The organism is Cupriavidus phytorum, assembly GCF_003254285.1.
Classification (GTDB): Bacteria; Pseudomonadota; Gammaproteobacteria; order Burkholderiales; family Burkholderiaceae; genus Cupriavidus; species Cupriavidus phytorum.
The window spans coordinates 95002-109501 of sequence record NZ_QKZN01000006.1 but is presented as its reverse complement, the minus strand read 5'-3'; the positions used below and the strand labels follow the sequence as shown (position 1 = coordinate 109501).

Genomic DNA, 14500 nt, shown 5'->3' with positions numbered 1-14500 from the left:
TGGCGGGTGTGATGGTGGGGCTGTGCTGTCACACCTCGCCTTGCGGGTCCGCTCCCGCGAGTTGGTCATTGAGCACGGATGGGATTCCCCAACGACACGCCGACTGACTGACCAACCATGATGGGGATTGCAATGGCCGTAGTCGGCCATAAGCGGAAAGCTGGCATTTGCAATTGAATGTCTGTTCCGCATGCGGGGTCTGTCCTTCGACTTGCTCAATTCGATGTCCGAAAGCGCCCGTTCAACTTTGCTGCCGGGTGACCAGCACCTCCTCACTCGGTCACCGGCTTGCCACGGAAGTGCTCTCGTACAAGCAGGACTGATAGAGCCTTGGATGATGGGGTATTCCAAAGTTGCTGCCCTGGCGATCGAAACCGCCAAGGGCTGAGCGTCAAAGACGCCCACGCTTATGTGCACGTGGCATACTAATGTGCGCGTGGCATACTTAAAATTGGGAGGCGGGGTAGCATGGCGGTTATTCACTCTGCGGCATTCCATACTTGGGACAATCAGGTCAGGTCGGTTGACTTGTTGCTTGAGTCAGATCGACCTAGGTCAACCAACTTTGCGACAACCTTCATTACAGGTCGTAACGGCTCACATAAGAGCACGCTGCTGAAGGGTATCGTGTCTGGGCTGGCGGTGGTGGAACGCAACGCTCGAGAAGAGGCGTCGTCTGTACGGAATCCGGGTCGGGATCAGGTGCTTTGTGTATCAGGTTCGGTGGCTGACCGGTTTCCACAGAAGGAACTGCCGGGAGGAACTCGCAGTCCGTTTGACGTCCCAAATTACACGTACGTTGGTCAAAGAGTCATCAGCAACCTGCTTAGCAAGAAGGCACCGCTGGAGACCATGCTGGCTTTTGCGCTCGACCCTGCTAGGGCAGAGCGTTGCAGATGGGAATTCTTTAGCGTTGCACATCGGCACGCGGGAATTCGACCATCCGTAAAGTACATCTTGGAGGCCCAGCGTGGTGTGTCAAAGAAGGCACGAGGCCCGATGGGTGACTTGCTTGGGATCGTGCAAGGCATACGACCTGAGTCCGACAGCACTCGCAAGACAGCCGCAGATCGCCCGCACATTTCCTACGCCACGGCGCAGTGGCTGCTACAGGAATTCGGCTACGACGAGTTTTTGGCGCTGCAATTCTTTGTGAACAACGGGAAGCGGCGCCTTGCGGTCGAGCTTAATGAGACGGGGGCGCACTGCCAAGGCATCGCGCCCAACGTGCTACGACTGGGATTGCTCACGGACCTCGTGCGACTAGTGGATGTCACTGTGAAATCGGCAAGGGACGATTCTGGCTTTTCAGCAATGGAATTAAGCTCAGGTGAGTATCACATGTTCTCCAGCATCCTGGCAATTGGCTTCGGGCTCGAGGACAAGGCTGTCCTGCTGATAGACGAGCCCGAGAACAACCTCCACCCGCAATGGCAGCGGGAGCTGATGGCGACGGTATTCGACGTGTGTGCAGGCGCGATGAAGACGGAGGGGCATCTCATCGTATGCACACACTCGCCACTCATCGTGGGGGCCGCTCCGGAGGGCAGTTCTATTGTTGACATGAGTAGCGATGCGCCGCAGACCAGTGTCGCGTCCTACGGTGCATCGTCTGACGAGTTGCTTCTTTCCCAATTCGGCGTTGGCTCCAGCAGGAACAGGCTCGTCGTGGACACGGTCCAGCGAGCCGTGTCTTTGATCGAGCGAGGCGACTTCGAGAATGCGGAGTTCCAAGGATTGATGCCGAAGCTTAGGTCAATCCGTGACGCACTCACTCCAAGCGATCCAATGGCCGATGTCATTGAGGCGCTCCTAGACGAAGGACCTCAGCGGTGAACATCGGATTTGACAGAATCGTTCCGACCCTTGGCTATCCTGCCGGGACCACAGCTGCGGCGTTGGTCGGCCTTACATGGGAATCCAGGGCGAAAGTCGCGATCGAATTCCGCGCCGGGCTGAAGATTGCGCTCAGGACGGCGCAGTTGGGACGCTGCTGCTTTTGCAGACGTCACCTGTACGACGACTACGCGACTCATCTTGAGCATTTTGTCGACAAGGCGACATTTCCTCAATTTGCATACGAGATCAGGAACCTTGCCCTTTCTTGTGGGACCTGCAATATCCGGAAGAACGCATATTTCTTGTCTTGGAACCGCAGATACAGGTTCATGACCAGAGCCGTCGTGGGGCCCGTGCCGGCTCGATGTCCTGTGCTCAGCATTGCTCTCACGTCCGGCGATGCGTTCCCGGTGGCTCCGGCCAATTTCAGCTGGGTCAATCCGCACTTTCACAATTATTCACAGCACATTTTGCTCGTGCGCGGTTGGGTTTTCGAAGGCCAGTCTCCGGAGGGAAGACGGACAATTCGTAGTCTCAAGCTGAACGATGTTGGACAGATCGAGCGGCGTGCGCTCGCGGAGCGGCTAGAGGCGCGGGGAGGCGCGCTGTCCATGCTTGTCGGCGCGATCTCTGTGCTAGACCAGCATCGAGCAAATGATGTGAAGGACGCAATCATAAAGGTGCTCCGGCGTCGTCGAGAGGCTGCCAAAGCAAGCACTGGAAACTAAAACCTTGAACGTCACGCACGGCCAAGTCGCCCACCATGGACAACATCGCTTAATGATGTGGTGTTCTTTACAGACATCACACCCACGAGAGGTTCCGGCCCGCGAATGGCATCGAACACCGTTGCTACGCACAAGCGCCACCCGACAGGTGATTCTCCAAGTGGGATCATCCAGACGGCCCCACCATACATTTCCCCATCCTGGCCGTCACGCAATAGCAGTGGCAAAGCAGCCGTTGGTGAACTTCAATCTTCTGCCTATACCGGACAGCCCTTCGGGCCCGGCCGGGCAGCTTGACCGTTTCAGGCTGCAAGCAGTCCTACGAGCCAGCACCCCGAGCGCCCGCTATGCCCGCGAAACTAGCCTCGAGACAAATGATTCGAAGACCCGGCGTCCACGCGTTGCGCACCCGCCCTTCCGCCCCCACTGGCAAGTCCCGTGTCCCAGACAAGCTAGCGGCGAAGTAGGGGGCGTTCGACCAGGCCTCCTCCTGGATTGCGATACCGTCTAGCTACTACACAGTGAACTATGCCCTCTGATCCGCCATCACTTTCAGCGGTACTGGTCAATCTTTGCAGGGATCAAATACGTCAAGCGGGCCAAAGGTATACGCCCGGCATCGATCCGAGCGCGCCTAATCTTCGGATTGCCGCGTTGTCTACCGCCATCGACAACGTTGCATGTGGCGATGCTGCGCAAACGCGCTTCCGGTCGGTCCTCGACGAGTTCGCCGAGGCCTGGAAGCGCGCCAAGCATCATAGCCAAAGACCCGCAGAGATCGAGCATTTGGTTGACGCCGCTGGCGCATCGCTTCCGGCGATGATGGACCGCCTGCGTTCGCGCGATGCCACTGCGGGCTATGAATGGGCCGACCAGCTGTCTGAGATCGACGCCCGCTTGATGCAGGATATCGCCCATTGGCGGGCCGAGGAAGCCAAGCTTGCCCCGGACGACGGGAGCTACTCTTCCGCGCACAACAGCGTGCGCGCGAACTTGGATGCGATTGGCCGCTGCCTGCGCGTTGTTCGGGATGAGGCGGAATACGCGGGCAGCCCGTCGTTCAAGCTGCTCTCTGATCCGCTCCTGCTCATCGGTGGTGAATGGGGCACGGGCAAGACCCACCTGCTGTGCGATGTCACCAGTGAGCGCCTTGCCCGTGAAGCTCCCACAGTCTTGGTGCTGGCGAAGAACTTCGAAGGCGACGTGCTTGCGGATATTTGCGCGCGCCTCGGCGAGGCGACTTCGGTCGAGGACAAGTTCGCCGAGCTTTCGGGTGCCGGCCAAGGGGCAAGAGGCCGCACTGTTTTCGTGGTCGACGGCGTCAATGAGGGACGTCGGCGCGAGTGGCGACAGGCGATCAGTACCCTGACCTCACTCGTCGCCGACCACCCCAACATCGGGGTGGTCGTGACATGCCGGACTCCATTTGAGGCCATAGCCATTGAGAAGTCGGACCTAGAGAAATTTCATCGCCTTCAGCATTACGGGTTCGACGACCAGGAGTTCGATGCGCAGGCCGCCTTCTTTCAGTACTATCAGCTGCCGTTGCCGGAGGTTCCGCTGTTGGACCGCGAGTTTTCGCGCCCTCTCACCTTGAAACTCATCTGCCAGTCGCTGCAGAGCCTGTCGGGCAAAAAACTGGCAAAGGGCTTCGCAGGCATCGCCTCCGGACAGCGCGGCATGACGTTCGTGTTGGAATCATTCGTCAATCGCGTTGGGCAACATATCGAACACGAGTTCGGGCTGCAGGACAAGGGATGCTGGATCTTGCTGAAGGGTGACGACAAGTTCGTCGACAAGCGGATTGCCGGTTTCGCACCCTGCATGGCAGCGAAACTCCGCGGTTATGTCCTCCCGTCAGAGGCAGACCGCATCGTCGCCGCGAGCAGGCCTTCGTTACGACCCGCTCAACGGCGCCAGCTTCTGGAGGCGATGCGTACGAACGGGCTAATCGAAGAGGACGCCATCTGGTATTCCACGAGGGACGGACAGCACAAGTCCCGGGTGGTGTACCGATTGCCTTACCAGCGGTTCAGCGACCATTTGATAGCCAGGCACCTGCTAAAGGCATACCTGGATCCGTCGTCGCCTGCTGCCATCAAGGACAGCTTCGCAGCCACCTCTCCGCTCGCGAAGGTCTTCCGGCTAACCGATCGGAACTTCGGCCACTATGCGGAGCCGGGATGGGCCCAAGCATTGATCACGGAGTTCCCCGAGCGCGTTGGGAGCAGGCTTCCTACCAGCCAACGCGAGCTCTTTTTCTCGCTGCCACGGGAAGCACAAGATCTTAACGCCTATTTCGAGCCGTTTGTCGATGGCCTGTTCTGGAGAAGTCCGACCGCGTTCACCGAGGGGACGCAGAAGGTCATCAATCAATACTTGGGCGCAAGTTCCCACGCCTGGGAGCGCGTCGTGGATGCGTTGGCGGCCGTCGCGACGAAACCGAGCCATCCCTACCATGCCAAGCGGCTGTACAAGTTTCTGTCGCGTTATCCAATGGCTGACCGCGACCTGTGCTGGTCCGAATACCTGCGACGAAGGTATGCCTCACCGACCATTCATCGGCTGCTGACCTGGGCGGAGAAGCTCGACACAGTGAGCATGACTAGGGCTGTGGCCGCCGAGCTCGTGGTGTTGTTCTCCCTGGTCCTGCCCACAGTTGTTCGCAGTGATCGCGACCTTGCAACCAAGGCACTCGTTCTGATCGGAGAGCAACATCCGGACTTACTGTTCTCGCACGCGGTGGCATGCCTAGAATTTAACGATCCGTATCTCCCTGAGCGAGTACTTGCGGCCGCCTACGGGACGGCCCTGTCGCTGGTCGATTCCAAAAAGGCAGCTTCGTTCAGGCCGCTCCTTGGGGACCTGGCCAAGAAGCTCTACCTTCAGATGTTCGCGCCTCGTGCGCGCCACGCGACGCACCACACGCTCATGCGGGATTACGCGCTTGGGATTATCGAGGTCGCGCGGCGAGCAAGGTGCGTCAAGCTGCCGAAGACGTCAGGCCGCTACCTCAGCCGACCATTCCCGAATACCCCGTCGCCATTCACCAGCAATGGAACGCCTGATGACGCAGTCAAGGATGCAATTGGCCACGCCATCCAAATGGACTTCGGCAACTACACCATCGGTCGACTGATTCCCAACAGGGCAAACTATGACTATACGAAGCCAGACTACGTGCGGGTACGGTCAAAGATCGAGCGGCGCATGTTCGACCTGGGGTATCGGGACAAGCGGTTCGAGCACGTCGAGTCGGAGATTGGGCGGAACTCTTGGAACGCTCGCAACGAACATAAAGTTGACCGCTACGGTAAGAAGTATTCCTGGATCGCGTACTTCGAGATGTGGGGAGAGCGCGATGCGAACCGGAAGCTCCCGGATTGGCGTCAGGGTAGCCGGCCTTCCGATTGCGGTGTAGATCCCACTTTCCCCAAGGCGCCACCCGATTGGACGCCTCCCTTACCGGACCTCTTCGGTTCGCCCGCCGCGACCACGGAGGACTGGGTCGCAGGGGGGTTCACGCCAAACTGGCACTCGCTTTTGGTGGTCCCCGAGATCAATGGGCATCGGGGTGAATGGGTGCTCGTCGAAGGCTTTGTCCAAGGAGCTGACAGCTCGCACGACCGTGAACTCTTTGCCTTCCTGCGCGGAGTGTTTGTGGCCAAGAAGGATGTGGACACGCTCCGGTCGAGGTTCCTGTCCATCGACTACCCGGGTAACCAGAAGATCCCAGAGGGAGCCGACGAGCACTATCTGTTCGCAGGAGAGCCAAGCCACCGCCACAACTTTGCGCGGCATCTTCTCAAGCGCAATGGCCTATACCGCCGGCAGATTGCGGAGGCGTTCGATGAGTACGAGCGTGACTACAGCGCCGGTGAGAAGCGGTCTCTCACCATCAAGATCGCCTCGATGTCAGGCACTACAACCGGCGACGAAGAAGCTTCCGTCATTGAATTCGACGTCCCCACCACCCGCCATATTCCGGGTGTCCGACTTGAGCTGCCATCCATCCAGTTTGGCTGGGAGTCCTACCACTCCGCGCAGAACACCTTCTCGGGTTTTCACATACCAGCGCCAAGCCTGATCCAGCGTCTTGGCCTCTCCTGCAGCAACCGCGAAATCGACTTCTTCGATGCAAGCGACCATCCCGCAACGCTCTACAGACAAGCAGGCGAAGGCTATTTTGGCGACAAGCACAAGCTGCTCTACGTCCGGGCGGATCTGCTTCGCCGGTATCTGAAGGAGACGCGCCAGGTCCTCGTCTGGTGCAACTGGGGCGAACGTGACTGGCTGAAGAAGATGGATGGGTACGACTTGCTCCCTAATGAGGGCAGACAGCGAGTCTTTCAAACTCACGCACACATCCATCGGACTTTTTCCCAATGGTCTGCCAAAGATGGCGTCGTACTGTAGGTGCAACTGCTCTGAGTGCTGCGCTGGCGGAGCATCCTTTAACCGGTGCCCCACCACCAAAGGTCAGGTGCTGGCCGCTGACGTACTAGGCCAAAGGACCAGCTAATCAATGGCCCGTTGGTGACGCATTCCGGCCGCTCGCCCACAACCGTCGTGGGACCGCAATCGCCGCACAGCAGACATAGGCCGACGATGCTCGAACGCCTGCATTGGGTCGCAAGGAGCCGCCCCCTGAGTTTCCAATCCAACCCAGCCCCCCGCTACCAGCCACTTACCCAGTAACCTTCCGCAGGCATTCCAAAAACCACTGCGCCAGCGCCGGCACCGGCCGCTGCGGATTGAACAGGATGTGGCTCTCGAAAGCGATGACCGGCTCGAACGGAATCGCCTTGACGCCCGCCGGCTTCAGGCTGCGCACCACCAGCGGGTTGACCACGCTGACCCCCAACCCCATGCCCACCATCGTGCAGATGGTGGCCGCATAAGGCGTCTCCAGCGTCAGCACGCGCCGGTCATCCGGCACGAACGCGGCGTCGACCGTGGCGCGGGTGCCGTCGCCATGCGTCAGCGAGATAAAGCGCTCGCCATCGAGGTCGCTGGCGTGAAGGCGGCGCTTGCGCGCCAGCCGGTGCGTCGCCGGCACGATGCACACGCCGTCCTCGCGGCGCAGCAACTTGCTGCGGGTGCCGGTGGTATCGGCCAGGTACGACACCAGCCCGATATCGCAGAAGCGCGCCGCGGTCCATTTGGCGACCGTGGGCGAATCGTTCGTATGCACGGCGATCGGCACGTCCGGATAGCGCTCGCGGAAGGCCAGGATGGCCTGCGGCATCACGCTCATCGCGATCGACGGCACGGTGCCGATGCGCAGCGTGCCCACGCCCGATTCACGGATCGACCGTGCCGACGCGCGCAGGCTGTCGAGGCCGACGAAGGAGCGCTCCACATCGAAAAACAAGGCCTCGGCTTCGTCTGTCGGCGCGAGCCGGTTGCCGACGCGCTCGAACAGCCGGAAGCCCGCCTCGCGTTCCAGTTGCCCGATCACGCGGCTGATGTTGGGCTGCGAGGTATGGAGCTGCGCGGCGGCTTCGGTCATGGAGCGCGTCAGCATGACGGCACGGAACGCTTCGATCTGCTTGTAGTTCATGGCTGGTTGGGGTCGGCGGGTTCCCAGGCAGCATATCAAATCCGTATAGGCATGGTCAGAATACTGATTTGACGATATGGACAGCGGATTTCCATACTTGCTCCATCGTTTCGGAGATCACACAGCAATGGAATCCAAAGTCAGCCGACGCCTGACCCAGCCCACCGCCGCCGAGGTTTGCGAGCACATCTACCTGCCGCGCCTGATGCGCGAATTCGGCAGCGGCTTTCGCTACCTGACCGATATCAATCAGGCCCACCTGCTGATGCTGCATGGCACCGGGCTGGTCCCGGCGGACGTGGCCGCGGTGCTGGCGCAGTCACTGCTGCGCATCGAAGCCGAGGGTCCTGCCGACGTACCGCTGGATCCTGCGCGCGAGGACGCCTACTTCAACTACGAAGCGCACCTGATGCAGATGGCCGGCGCGGACGCCGGCGGCAGGTTGCATGTCGCACGCAGCCGCAACGACATCCTGGCCACGCATGACCGGCTGCGTGCACGCGACCTGGCGCTGGATATCCTGGAAGCGATGCTGGCGGTGCGCACCGTGGCGCTGGAGCAGGCCGACACCCATGCCGCGGTGGTGATGCCCGGCTATACGCACCTGCAGGCCGCTCAGCCGATTACTTATGGCTATTACCTCGCCGGCTTTGCCGAGTCGCTCGGCCGCGACATGGCGCGCATGGAGCAGGCGCTGGCGCATCTCGACGCCTGCCCGCTCGGCGCCGGCGCACTGGCCGGCACCGCCTTCCCGATCGACCGCGCGGCCACGGCACGCTGGCTGGGGTTTTCCACCCATGCGCCGAACTCGCTCGACGCCGTGGCCTCGCGCGACTTTGCCTGGGAGATGCTGGCGGCGATCACCATCGGCGCGGTGAGCTGGGGCCGCGTAGCGCAGGACCTGTACGTCTGGGCCACGCCCGAGTTCGGCCTGATCGACTTCCCGGACAGCGTCGCGGGCACCTCCAGCATCATGCCGCAGAAGAAGAACCCCGTCGTGCTGGAATACCTGAAGGGCAAGGGCGGCCATATGATCGGCCTGCTGACCGGGGCGCTGGCCGCGCTCAAGGGCAGCCATTTCACGCACTCGGGCGACGGCAACCGCGAGAGCATGCGCGGCTTCTGGGAGGCTGGCGACGAATGCCTGCGCTGCCTGTCGCTGCTGCGGCTGGTGATCGCCAACGCCACGCCGCAACGCGCCGGCATGCTGGCGCGCGCGCGCCGCGATTTCTCCACCGCGACCGACCTGGCCGATGCGCTGGTGCGCGAGGCCGACATGTCGTTTCGCCAGGCGCATCACATCGTCGGTGCCGTGGTGCGCGACGCACTCGACCAGCACTTGCCCGCCGACGAAATCAGCGCCGACATGGTCGATGCCGCCGCGATGCGCGTCGCCGGCCGCGCGGCCGGGCTGGATGCCGCCGCGGTCGCCCGCTGCCTCGATCCCGAACAAGGCGTCGCCGCGCGCATGGCCGCCGGCGGACCCGCGCCGGTACTGGTGCGCGAAAACGTCGCCGCGCAGCGCGCCGCCACGCACCATGCGCGCGAACACCTCGACGCCACTCGGGCCCGCCTCGACGCCGCGCGCGCGGCGTTGAAGCGCTCGCTCAACCACCTTGCATCACAAAGCTGAGCCGCGCCGCGCATCGCAGCCGGCATTGCCCTTATCCTTGTCCCACGGAGACCCTGCCCCCATGAAAACCATTGCACATGCCCTGGCTGCCACATGTCTGACGCTGGCGACGAGTCTCGCCATGGCCGGCCCCTACCCCGACAAACCCATCCGCATGGTGGTGCCCTTCCCGCCCGGCGGCACCACCGACCTGCTCGGCCGCGTACTGGCCACCCGCTTGTCCGAAACCCTCGGCCAGCAGGTGGTGGTGGACAACCGGCCGGGCGCCGGCGGCACCATCGGCTCCGACCTTGTGGCCAAGGCGCCGGCCGACGGTTACACGCTGATGTTCGGCACGGTGGGAACGCAATCGATCAACGCCACCCTCTACAAGAGGCTGCCGTTCGATCCGCAGAAGGATTTCTCGGCGGTGGCCTTGTTCGCCGGCGTGCCCAACATCCTGGTTGTCAATCCGAACGTGCCGCCGAAAAACGTGCGCGAGCTGGTCAGCTATGCCAAGGCCAATCCCGGCAAGCTCAATATGGGCTCTGCCGGCAACGGCACCACCAATCACCTGTCCGGCGAGTTGTTCAAGTCGATGGCGGGCGTGGACATCGTGCACGTGCCGTACAAGGGCAGCGGCCCGGCGATGGCCGACCTGCTTGCCAACCAGGTGCAACTGATGTTCGACAACCTGCCGGGCTCGCTGCCGCATGTGAAGGCCGGCCGGCTGCGCGCACTGGCCGTGACCAGCGCCACGCGCTCGCCGGCACTGCCCGACGTGCCGACCATGGCCGAGGCTGGCATTGCGGGCTATGAGGCGGATGTCTGGTTCGGCGTGGTGGGTCCGCGCGGATTGCCGCCCGAGGTAACCAGCCGCTTGTCGCAGGAAATCACGCGTATCGCGCAGGACAAGGCGATGCGGGACAAGCTGGTGCAGGCCGGGGCCGCGCCGCTGACCGCGACCCCGGAGCAGTTCTCGGTGCTGATCCGCCGCGATACGGACAAGTGGGCGAAGCTGGTGCGGGAGTCGGGGGCGGGTATTGACTGAGGGTGTCGCGGGCGCGCTGTGGCGGCGCTGCGCGGGCGCCAGTCCCACATGCAGTCCAGGCATCGACCGACTTTAGCTTCTGCAACAGCACTTGGTTGTGCCCCCAAGGCAAACTGTCCAACAAGCTGTTGGACAATTGCCCCATCCGGCCACGCCTCGGCAAAGGACCGCATCGCCATCAGGTTGGAGCGCGACAGCGCGCTCATGCGGGGAACGCTTTCTAGGGACGTGCCCACAAGGCGCGGAGGCTGGCCCTTTGATACGTTCAGCTTCCTGTCATGGCTGGCCGATTCGCCCAACCCCTCAAACCACCCCCTCCCCCCGCAACCGCGCCAACTCCTCCTCCCCAATCCCCAACTCCCCATAAACCTCCGCATTGTGTTCCCCCACATCCGGACCGGTACGCGGTAACGGCGGCGCATAACCCGAAAACCGCGGCACCACGCAAGGCGCCGGCACCGTGCCCAGGTCCGCATCGGGCAGCCGGACGATGGCCTGGCGCGCCACCATCTGCAGGTCCTCGACGATATCGGCGATGCTGAACACCTTGCTGAACGGCACCTGGCATTGTTCCAGCCGCGCCGCCGCGGCGGCGTAGGGCTGCGCGGCGAACCACTCGGCGATGCAGCCGTCGAGGGCGTCGATATGGCGCACGCGGCCGGCATTGGTGGCGTACTCCGGGGACTGCGCCAGTTGCGGCGCGTCCATGGCCTCGGTCAGGCGGCGGAAGGTGGCGTCGGACGAGGCCACCACGGTGACCCATGTATCGTCGGCGGTGCGGTACATGTTGGAGGGCGCGGCGTAGGTGGTACGGTTGCCGGCGCGCTGGCGCACGTGGCCGAGCTGTTCATATTCGATGGCGAGCGGGTCCAGCAGGCGGAACAGTGCCTCGGTGGCGGCCAGGTCGATCTCGGGGCCGGGTTGGGCTGGCCTGGCGCGCTGCTCCGCCACGGCGGTGGCGATGGCGAAGGCGCCGAACAGGCCGGCGATCATGTCGCCCACCGGGTAGTTCATATGCATCGGCCCGCTCTGTGCTGTACCGGCCAGGTTGGTGAAGCCGCTCCTGGCTTCGAAGATGCGGGCAAACCCCGGGCGCGTCGCATCGGGCCCGGTCTGGCCGAAGCCGGTCAGTCGCAGCACGATCAGCCTGGGGTTGGCCGCGTGCAGCGTTTCAAGATCGAGCCCCCAGCGCGCCAGCGTGCCGGTGCGGAAATTCTCCACCAGCACGTCGAAGCGCGGCAGCAGGCGCAGGAAGATCTCGCGGCCGCGCGGCGTGCGCACGTCCAGCGAGATGCCGCGCTTGCCGCGGTTGGTGACCTTCCAGTACAGCGCGTGCTCTTCGGTGACCGGCTCGAGTCCGCGCAGCGGATCGCTGCCGTCGGGCAGTTCCAGCTTGACTACCTCGGCGCCCATGTCGGCGCACAACGTGGCGGAGAACGGTGCCGCCACGACGGTGGCCATGTCGAGGATGCGCAACCCGGCGAGCGGGCCGTTGCCTGGTGCTTCGGGCGATACAGGCGGGGCGTTGGTGTCTGGCATGCGAGTCTCCGGCGGCAGGTTGTTCCGCTGCAAGGTGGCAGGCGGCAGGACCGGGCGCAAGTACGGTTTCGCTGTGCGGAACGGTCGTGCTACAACATTGACGCCCCCTTTTCCGGATCCCAGCATGGAACCCAAGCAACCACCGCACCGCATGGACCGCAACCCGGAAGCCCTGCCCTTGCCCGGCCTGGCCAGCGAGGACGCCCTCGCCACGGACCGCCAGTTCGCCACCAACCTGTCGCGCGGACTGGAGGTGCTGCGCGCCTTTACGCCGTCAAGCCCGGTGCTGGGCAACCAGGACATTGTGGCGCGCACCGGGCTGCCCAAGGCGACGGTGTCGCGGCTGACGTACACGCTGGGGCTGCTGGGCTTCCTCAGCCGCGTGCCCGGCAACCAGAAGTACCGGCTCGGCGCCGGCGTGCTGGCGCTGGCCTATCCGATGCTGGCCGGGCTGGCGATCCGCCAGGTGGCCCGGCCCTATATGGAGGCCATCGCGCGCGAAACCGGCTGCACCGTGAACCTGGGCATGCGCGAGCGCCTGTCGGTGGTCTACGTCGACAGTTGCCGGCTGGACCCGGGCAACTTCTACCAGCCGGACATCGGCAGCACGCGCCCGTTGCTGGCGAGCGCGATCGGCCGCGCGGTGCTGCTGGCGTGCAGCGCGGACGAGCGCACCGCGCTGCTGAACCGACTGCGGGTCGAAGACCCGCAGCGCTTCGGCCAGGAGCGCCAGATGTGGACGGAGGACCAGAAGCATTTCCGCGCGCACGGCTATTGCCTGAGCCGCGGCGAGTGGCGGCCCGAGATCCATGCGATCGCGGCGCCGTTGCGCCAGTCGCTGCACGAGGACCCGTTCGCGCTGAACTGCACCATCGCGGCATCGCGCAATCGCGACAACCTGCTGGAGCGCGAGGTGGCGCCCCGGTTGCGCGAAGCGGTGCGGCAGATCGAACTGAGCTGCGCGCGCTGACCCGTTACGGGACAGCAGCGTGCCAGCGCAGCCTGTCGGCAATGTCGCCGGCGGGGCCATGACAGCGGCCCGACAGAGGCCTGCATGAGACCGACCTCGCGCCTGGCAACGTCCCGGGCGCAGGCAACCAAGGAGACAAGATGGATGCCTTTTACCCATGGCGCCGGCTCGCTGCCGGCATGCTGGCCTGCGCCGCGCTGACGCCTGCAGCCGCGCTGGCCGCCGACGACGCGGCGCGCTTCCCCGACCGCCCGGTGCGAATCATCGTGCCGTTCTCGGCGGGCGGCGTGGTCGATTCGGTCACCCGCATCACTGCCGAGAACATGGCCAAGGTGCTGCAGCAACCGGTGATCGTCGAGAACAAGACCGGCGCCGGCGGTGCCATTGGCGCCGACCTCGTCGCCAGGGCGCCCGCCGACGGCTATACGCTGCTGGCGGTCAGCCCCAGCTTCGTGGTCGGGCCGCTGCTCAACCCGTCTGTCCAGGGACAGGGCAAGGGCAAGGGCGGCAAGGACTTCCGCGCCGTGGCCGGCATCGGCGCGGTGCCCAACGTGATCGTGGTGCCGGCGTCATCGCCGCTGCGCACGCTGCCGCAGCTGCTCGATGCCGCGCGCAAGCAGCCGGGCACGCTGACCTACGCCAGCGCGGGCATCGGCACATCCAACCACCTGTCGGCGGAATTGCTGGCGCAGATGACGCACGTCAAGCTGACCCACGTGCCCTATAAGGGCCAGCCCGAGGCCCTGAGCGACCTGCTCGGCGCGCGCGTGTCGATGATGGCGCTGACCTCTGCGATCGCGCGCCAGCAGGTGCAGAGCGGCAAGCTGCGCGCGCTGGCGGTGACCTCGGCCAAGCGCACGCCGGTGCTGCCGGACGTGCCGACCGTGGCCGAGGCGGCGCAGCTGCCGGGCTATGCAGTGGGCGGCTGGTTTGGGCTGGTCGCGCCGCAGGGCACGCCGGACGCGGTGGTGCGCAAGCTGGCCGAGGCCGCCGCGCGCGCCACCGCCGACCCGGCCGCCGCGCGCCGCCTGGCCGAGCTCGGCATGGACCTGGCCCCGCAGCCCGCGGCCGCGTTCGACCGCTTCCTCGATGCCGAAACCAAAAAATGGACCGGCGTGCTGAAGACCGCCGGCATCACGGCACAGTAGCCGCGCCCCACCACCCTCAACCCACCACCCTCAACCCACCACCGGAACCC

The 14500-nt window shown here is 63.9% G+C and carries 9 protein-coding genes; 7 read left to right on the top strand and 2 right to left on the bottom strand.

Features of this window, described 5'->3' with window-relative positions:
* Positions 1-999: 999 nt before the first annotated feature.
* The 3 genes from C7416_RS29335 to C7416_RS16950 all read left to right on the top strand — a co-directional run bounded on the left by C7416_RS29335 (position 1000) and on the right by C7416_RS16950 (position 6983).
* The gene (locus C7416_RS29335; protein WP_240988247.1) at positions 1000-1836 is read left to right on the top strand and encodes an AAA family ATPase; all 837 of its coding nucleotides are present in this window, start codon (positions 1000-1002) and stop codon (positions 1834-1836) included.
* Positions 1833-2567 (top strand): HNH endonuclease family protein, encoded by a 735-nt coding sequence (locus tag C7416_RS28955; RefSeq protein WP_146604283.1) that lies wholly within the window; start codon positions 1833-1835, stop codon positions 2565-2567. Before C7416_RS29335 ends, C7416_RS28955 begins: the two co-directional genes overlap by 4 nt.
* A 654-nt stretch (positions 2568-3221) precedes the next feature.
* A complete protein-coding gene (locus C7416_RS16950; protein WP_240988246.1) occupies positions 3222-6983 on the top strand; it encodes an ATP-binding protein in 3762 nt (1253 codons plus the stop codon).
* Between the two features lie 271 nt (positions 6984-7254).
* Here C7416_RS16950 and C7416_RS16945 read toward each other — a convergent pair whose 3' ends face one another.
* Positions 7255-8130: a LysR family transcriptional regulator gene (locus tag C7416_RS16945; RefSeq protein ID WP_111519993.1), complete on the bottom strand. Its 876-nt coding sequence runs from the start codon at positions 8128-8130 to the stop codon at positions 7255-7257.
* A gap of 127 nt (positions 8131-8257) precedes the next feature.
* Here C7416_RS16945 and argH point away from each other — a divergent pair, with 127 nt between their 5' ends.
* Positions 8258-9763 carry an argininosuccinate lyase gene (gene argH / locus C7416_RS16940; protein ID WP_111519992.1) on the top strand — a complete coding sequence of 502 codons (1506 nt, stop codon included), beginning with the start codon at positions 8258-8260 and terminating at the stop codon, positions 9761-9763.
* 61 nt (positions 9764-9824) lie between these two features.
* Positions 9825-10793 (top strand): Bug family tripartite tricarboxylate transporter substrate binding protein, encoded by a 969-nt coding sequence (locus C7416_RS16935; protein WP_111519991.1) that lies wholly within the window; start codon positions 9825-9827, stop codon positions 10791-10793.
* 303 nt (positions 10794-11096) lie between these two features.
* Here the strand turns inward: C7416_RS16935 and C7416_RS16925 are convergent, their stop codons facing one another.
* The gene (locus tag C7416_RS16925; protein ID WP_111519990.1) at positions 11097-12332 is read right to left on the bottom strand and encodes a CaiB/BaiF CoA transferase family protein; all 1236 of its coding nucleotides are present in this window, start codon (positions 12330-12332) and stop codon (positions 11097-11099) included.
* Between the two features lie 124 nt (positions 12333-12456).
* Between C7416_RS16925 and C7416_RS16920 the strand changes: the two genes are divergently transcribed.
* On the top strand, positions 12457-13302 hold the full coding sequence (locus C7416_RS16920) for an IclR family transcriptional regulator (RefSeq protein WP_373425059.1): 846 nt from the start codon (positions 12457-12459) through the stop codon (positions 13300-13302).
* Between the two features lie 140 nt (positions 13303-13442).
* The gene (locus tag C7416_RS16915) at positions 13443-14450 is read left to right on the top strand and encodes a tripartite tricarboxylate transporter substrate binding protein (protein WP_111519988.1); all 1008 of its coding nucleotides are present in this window, start codon (positions 13443-13445) and stop codon (positions 14448-14450) included.
* Positions 14451-14500 lie beyond the last annotated feature (50 nt).

Coding starts and splice junctions, on each gene's coding strand:
- C7416_RS29335 (WP_240988247.1), top strand. CDS start 1,000: ATGGGTGACTTGCTTGGGATCGTGCAAGGCATACGACCTGAGTCCGAC.
- C7416_RS16945 (WP_111519993.1), bottom strand. CDS start 8,130: ATGAACTACAAGCAGATCGAAGCGTTCCGTGCCGTCATGCTGACGCGC.
- argH (WP_111519992.1), top strand. CDS start 8,258: ATGGAATCCAAAGTCAGCCGACGCCTGACCCAGCCCACCGCCGCCGAG.
- C7416_RS16935 (WP_111519991.1), top strand. CDS start 9,825: ATGAAAACCATTGCACATGCCCTGGCTGCCACATGTCTGACGCTGGCG.
- C7416_RS16925 (WP_111519990.1), bottom strand. CDS start 12,332: ATGCCAGACACCAACGCCCCGCCTGTATCGCCCGAAGCACCAGGCAAC.
- C7416_RS16920 (WP_373425059.1), top strand. CDS start 12,457: ATGGAACCCAAGCAACCACCGCACCGCATGGACCGCAACCCGGAAGCC.
- C7416_RS16915 (WP_111519988.1), top strand. CDS start 13,443: ATGGATGCCTTTTACCCATGGCGCCGGCTCGCTGCCGGCATGCTGGCC.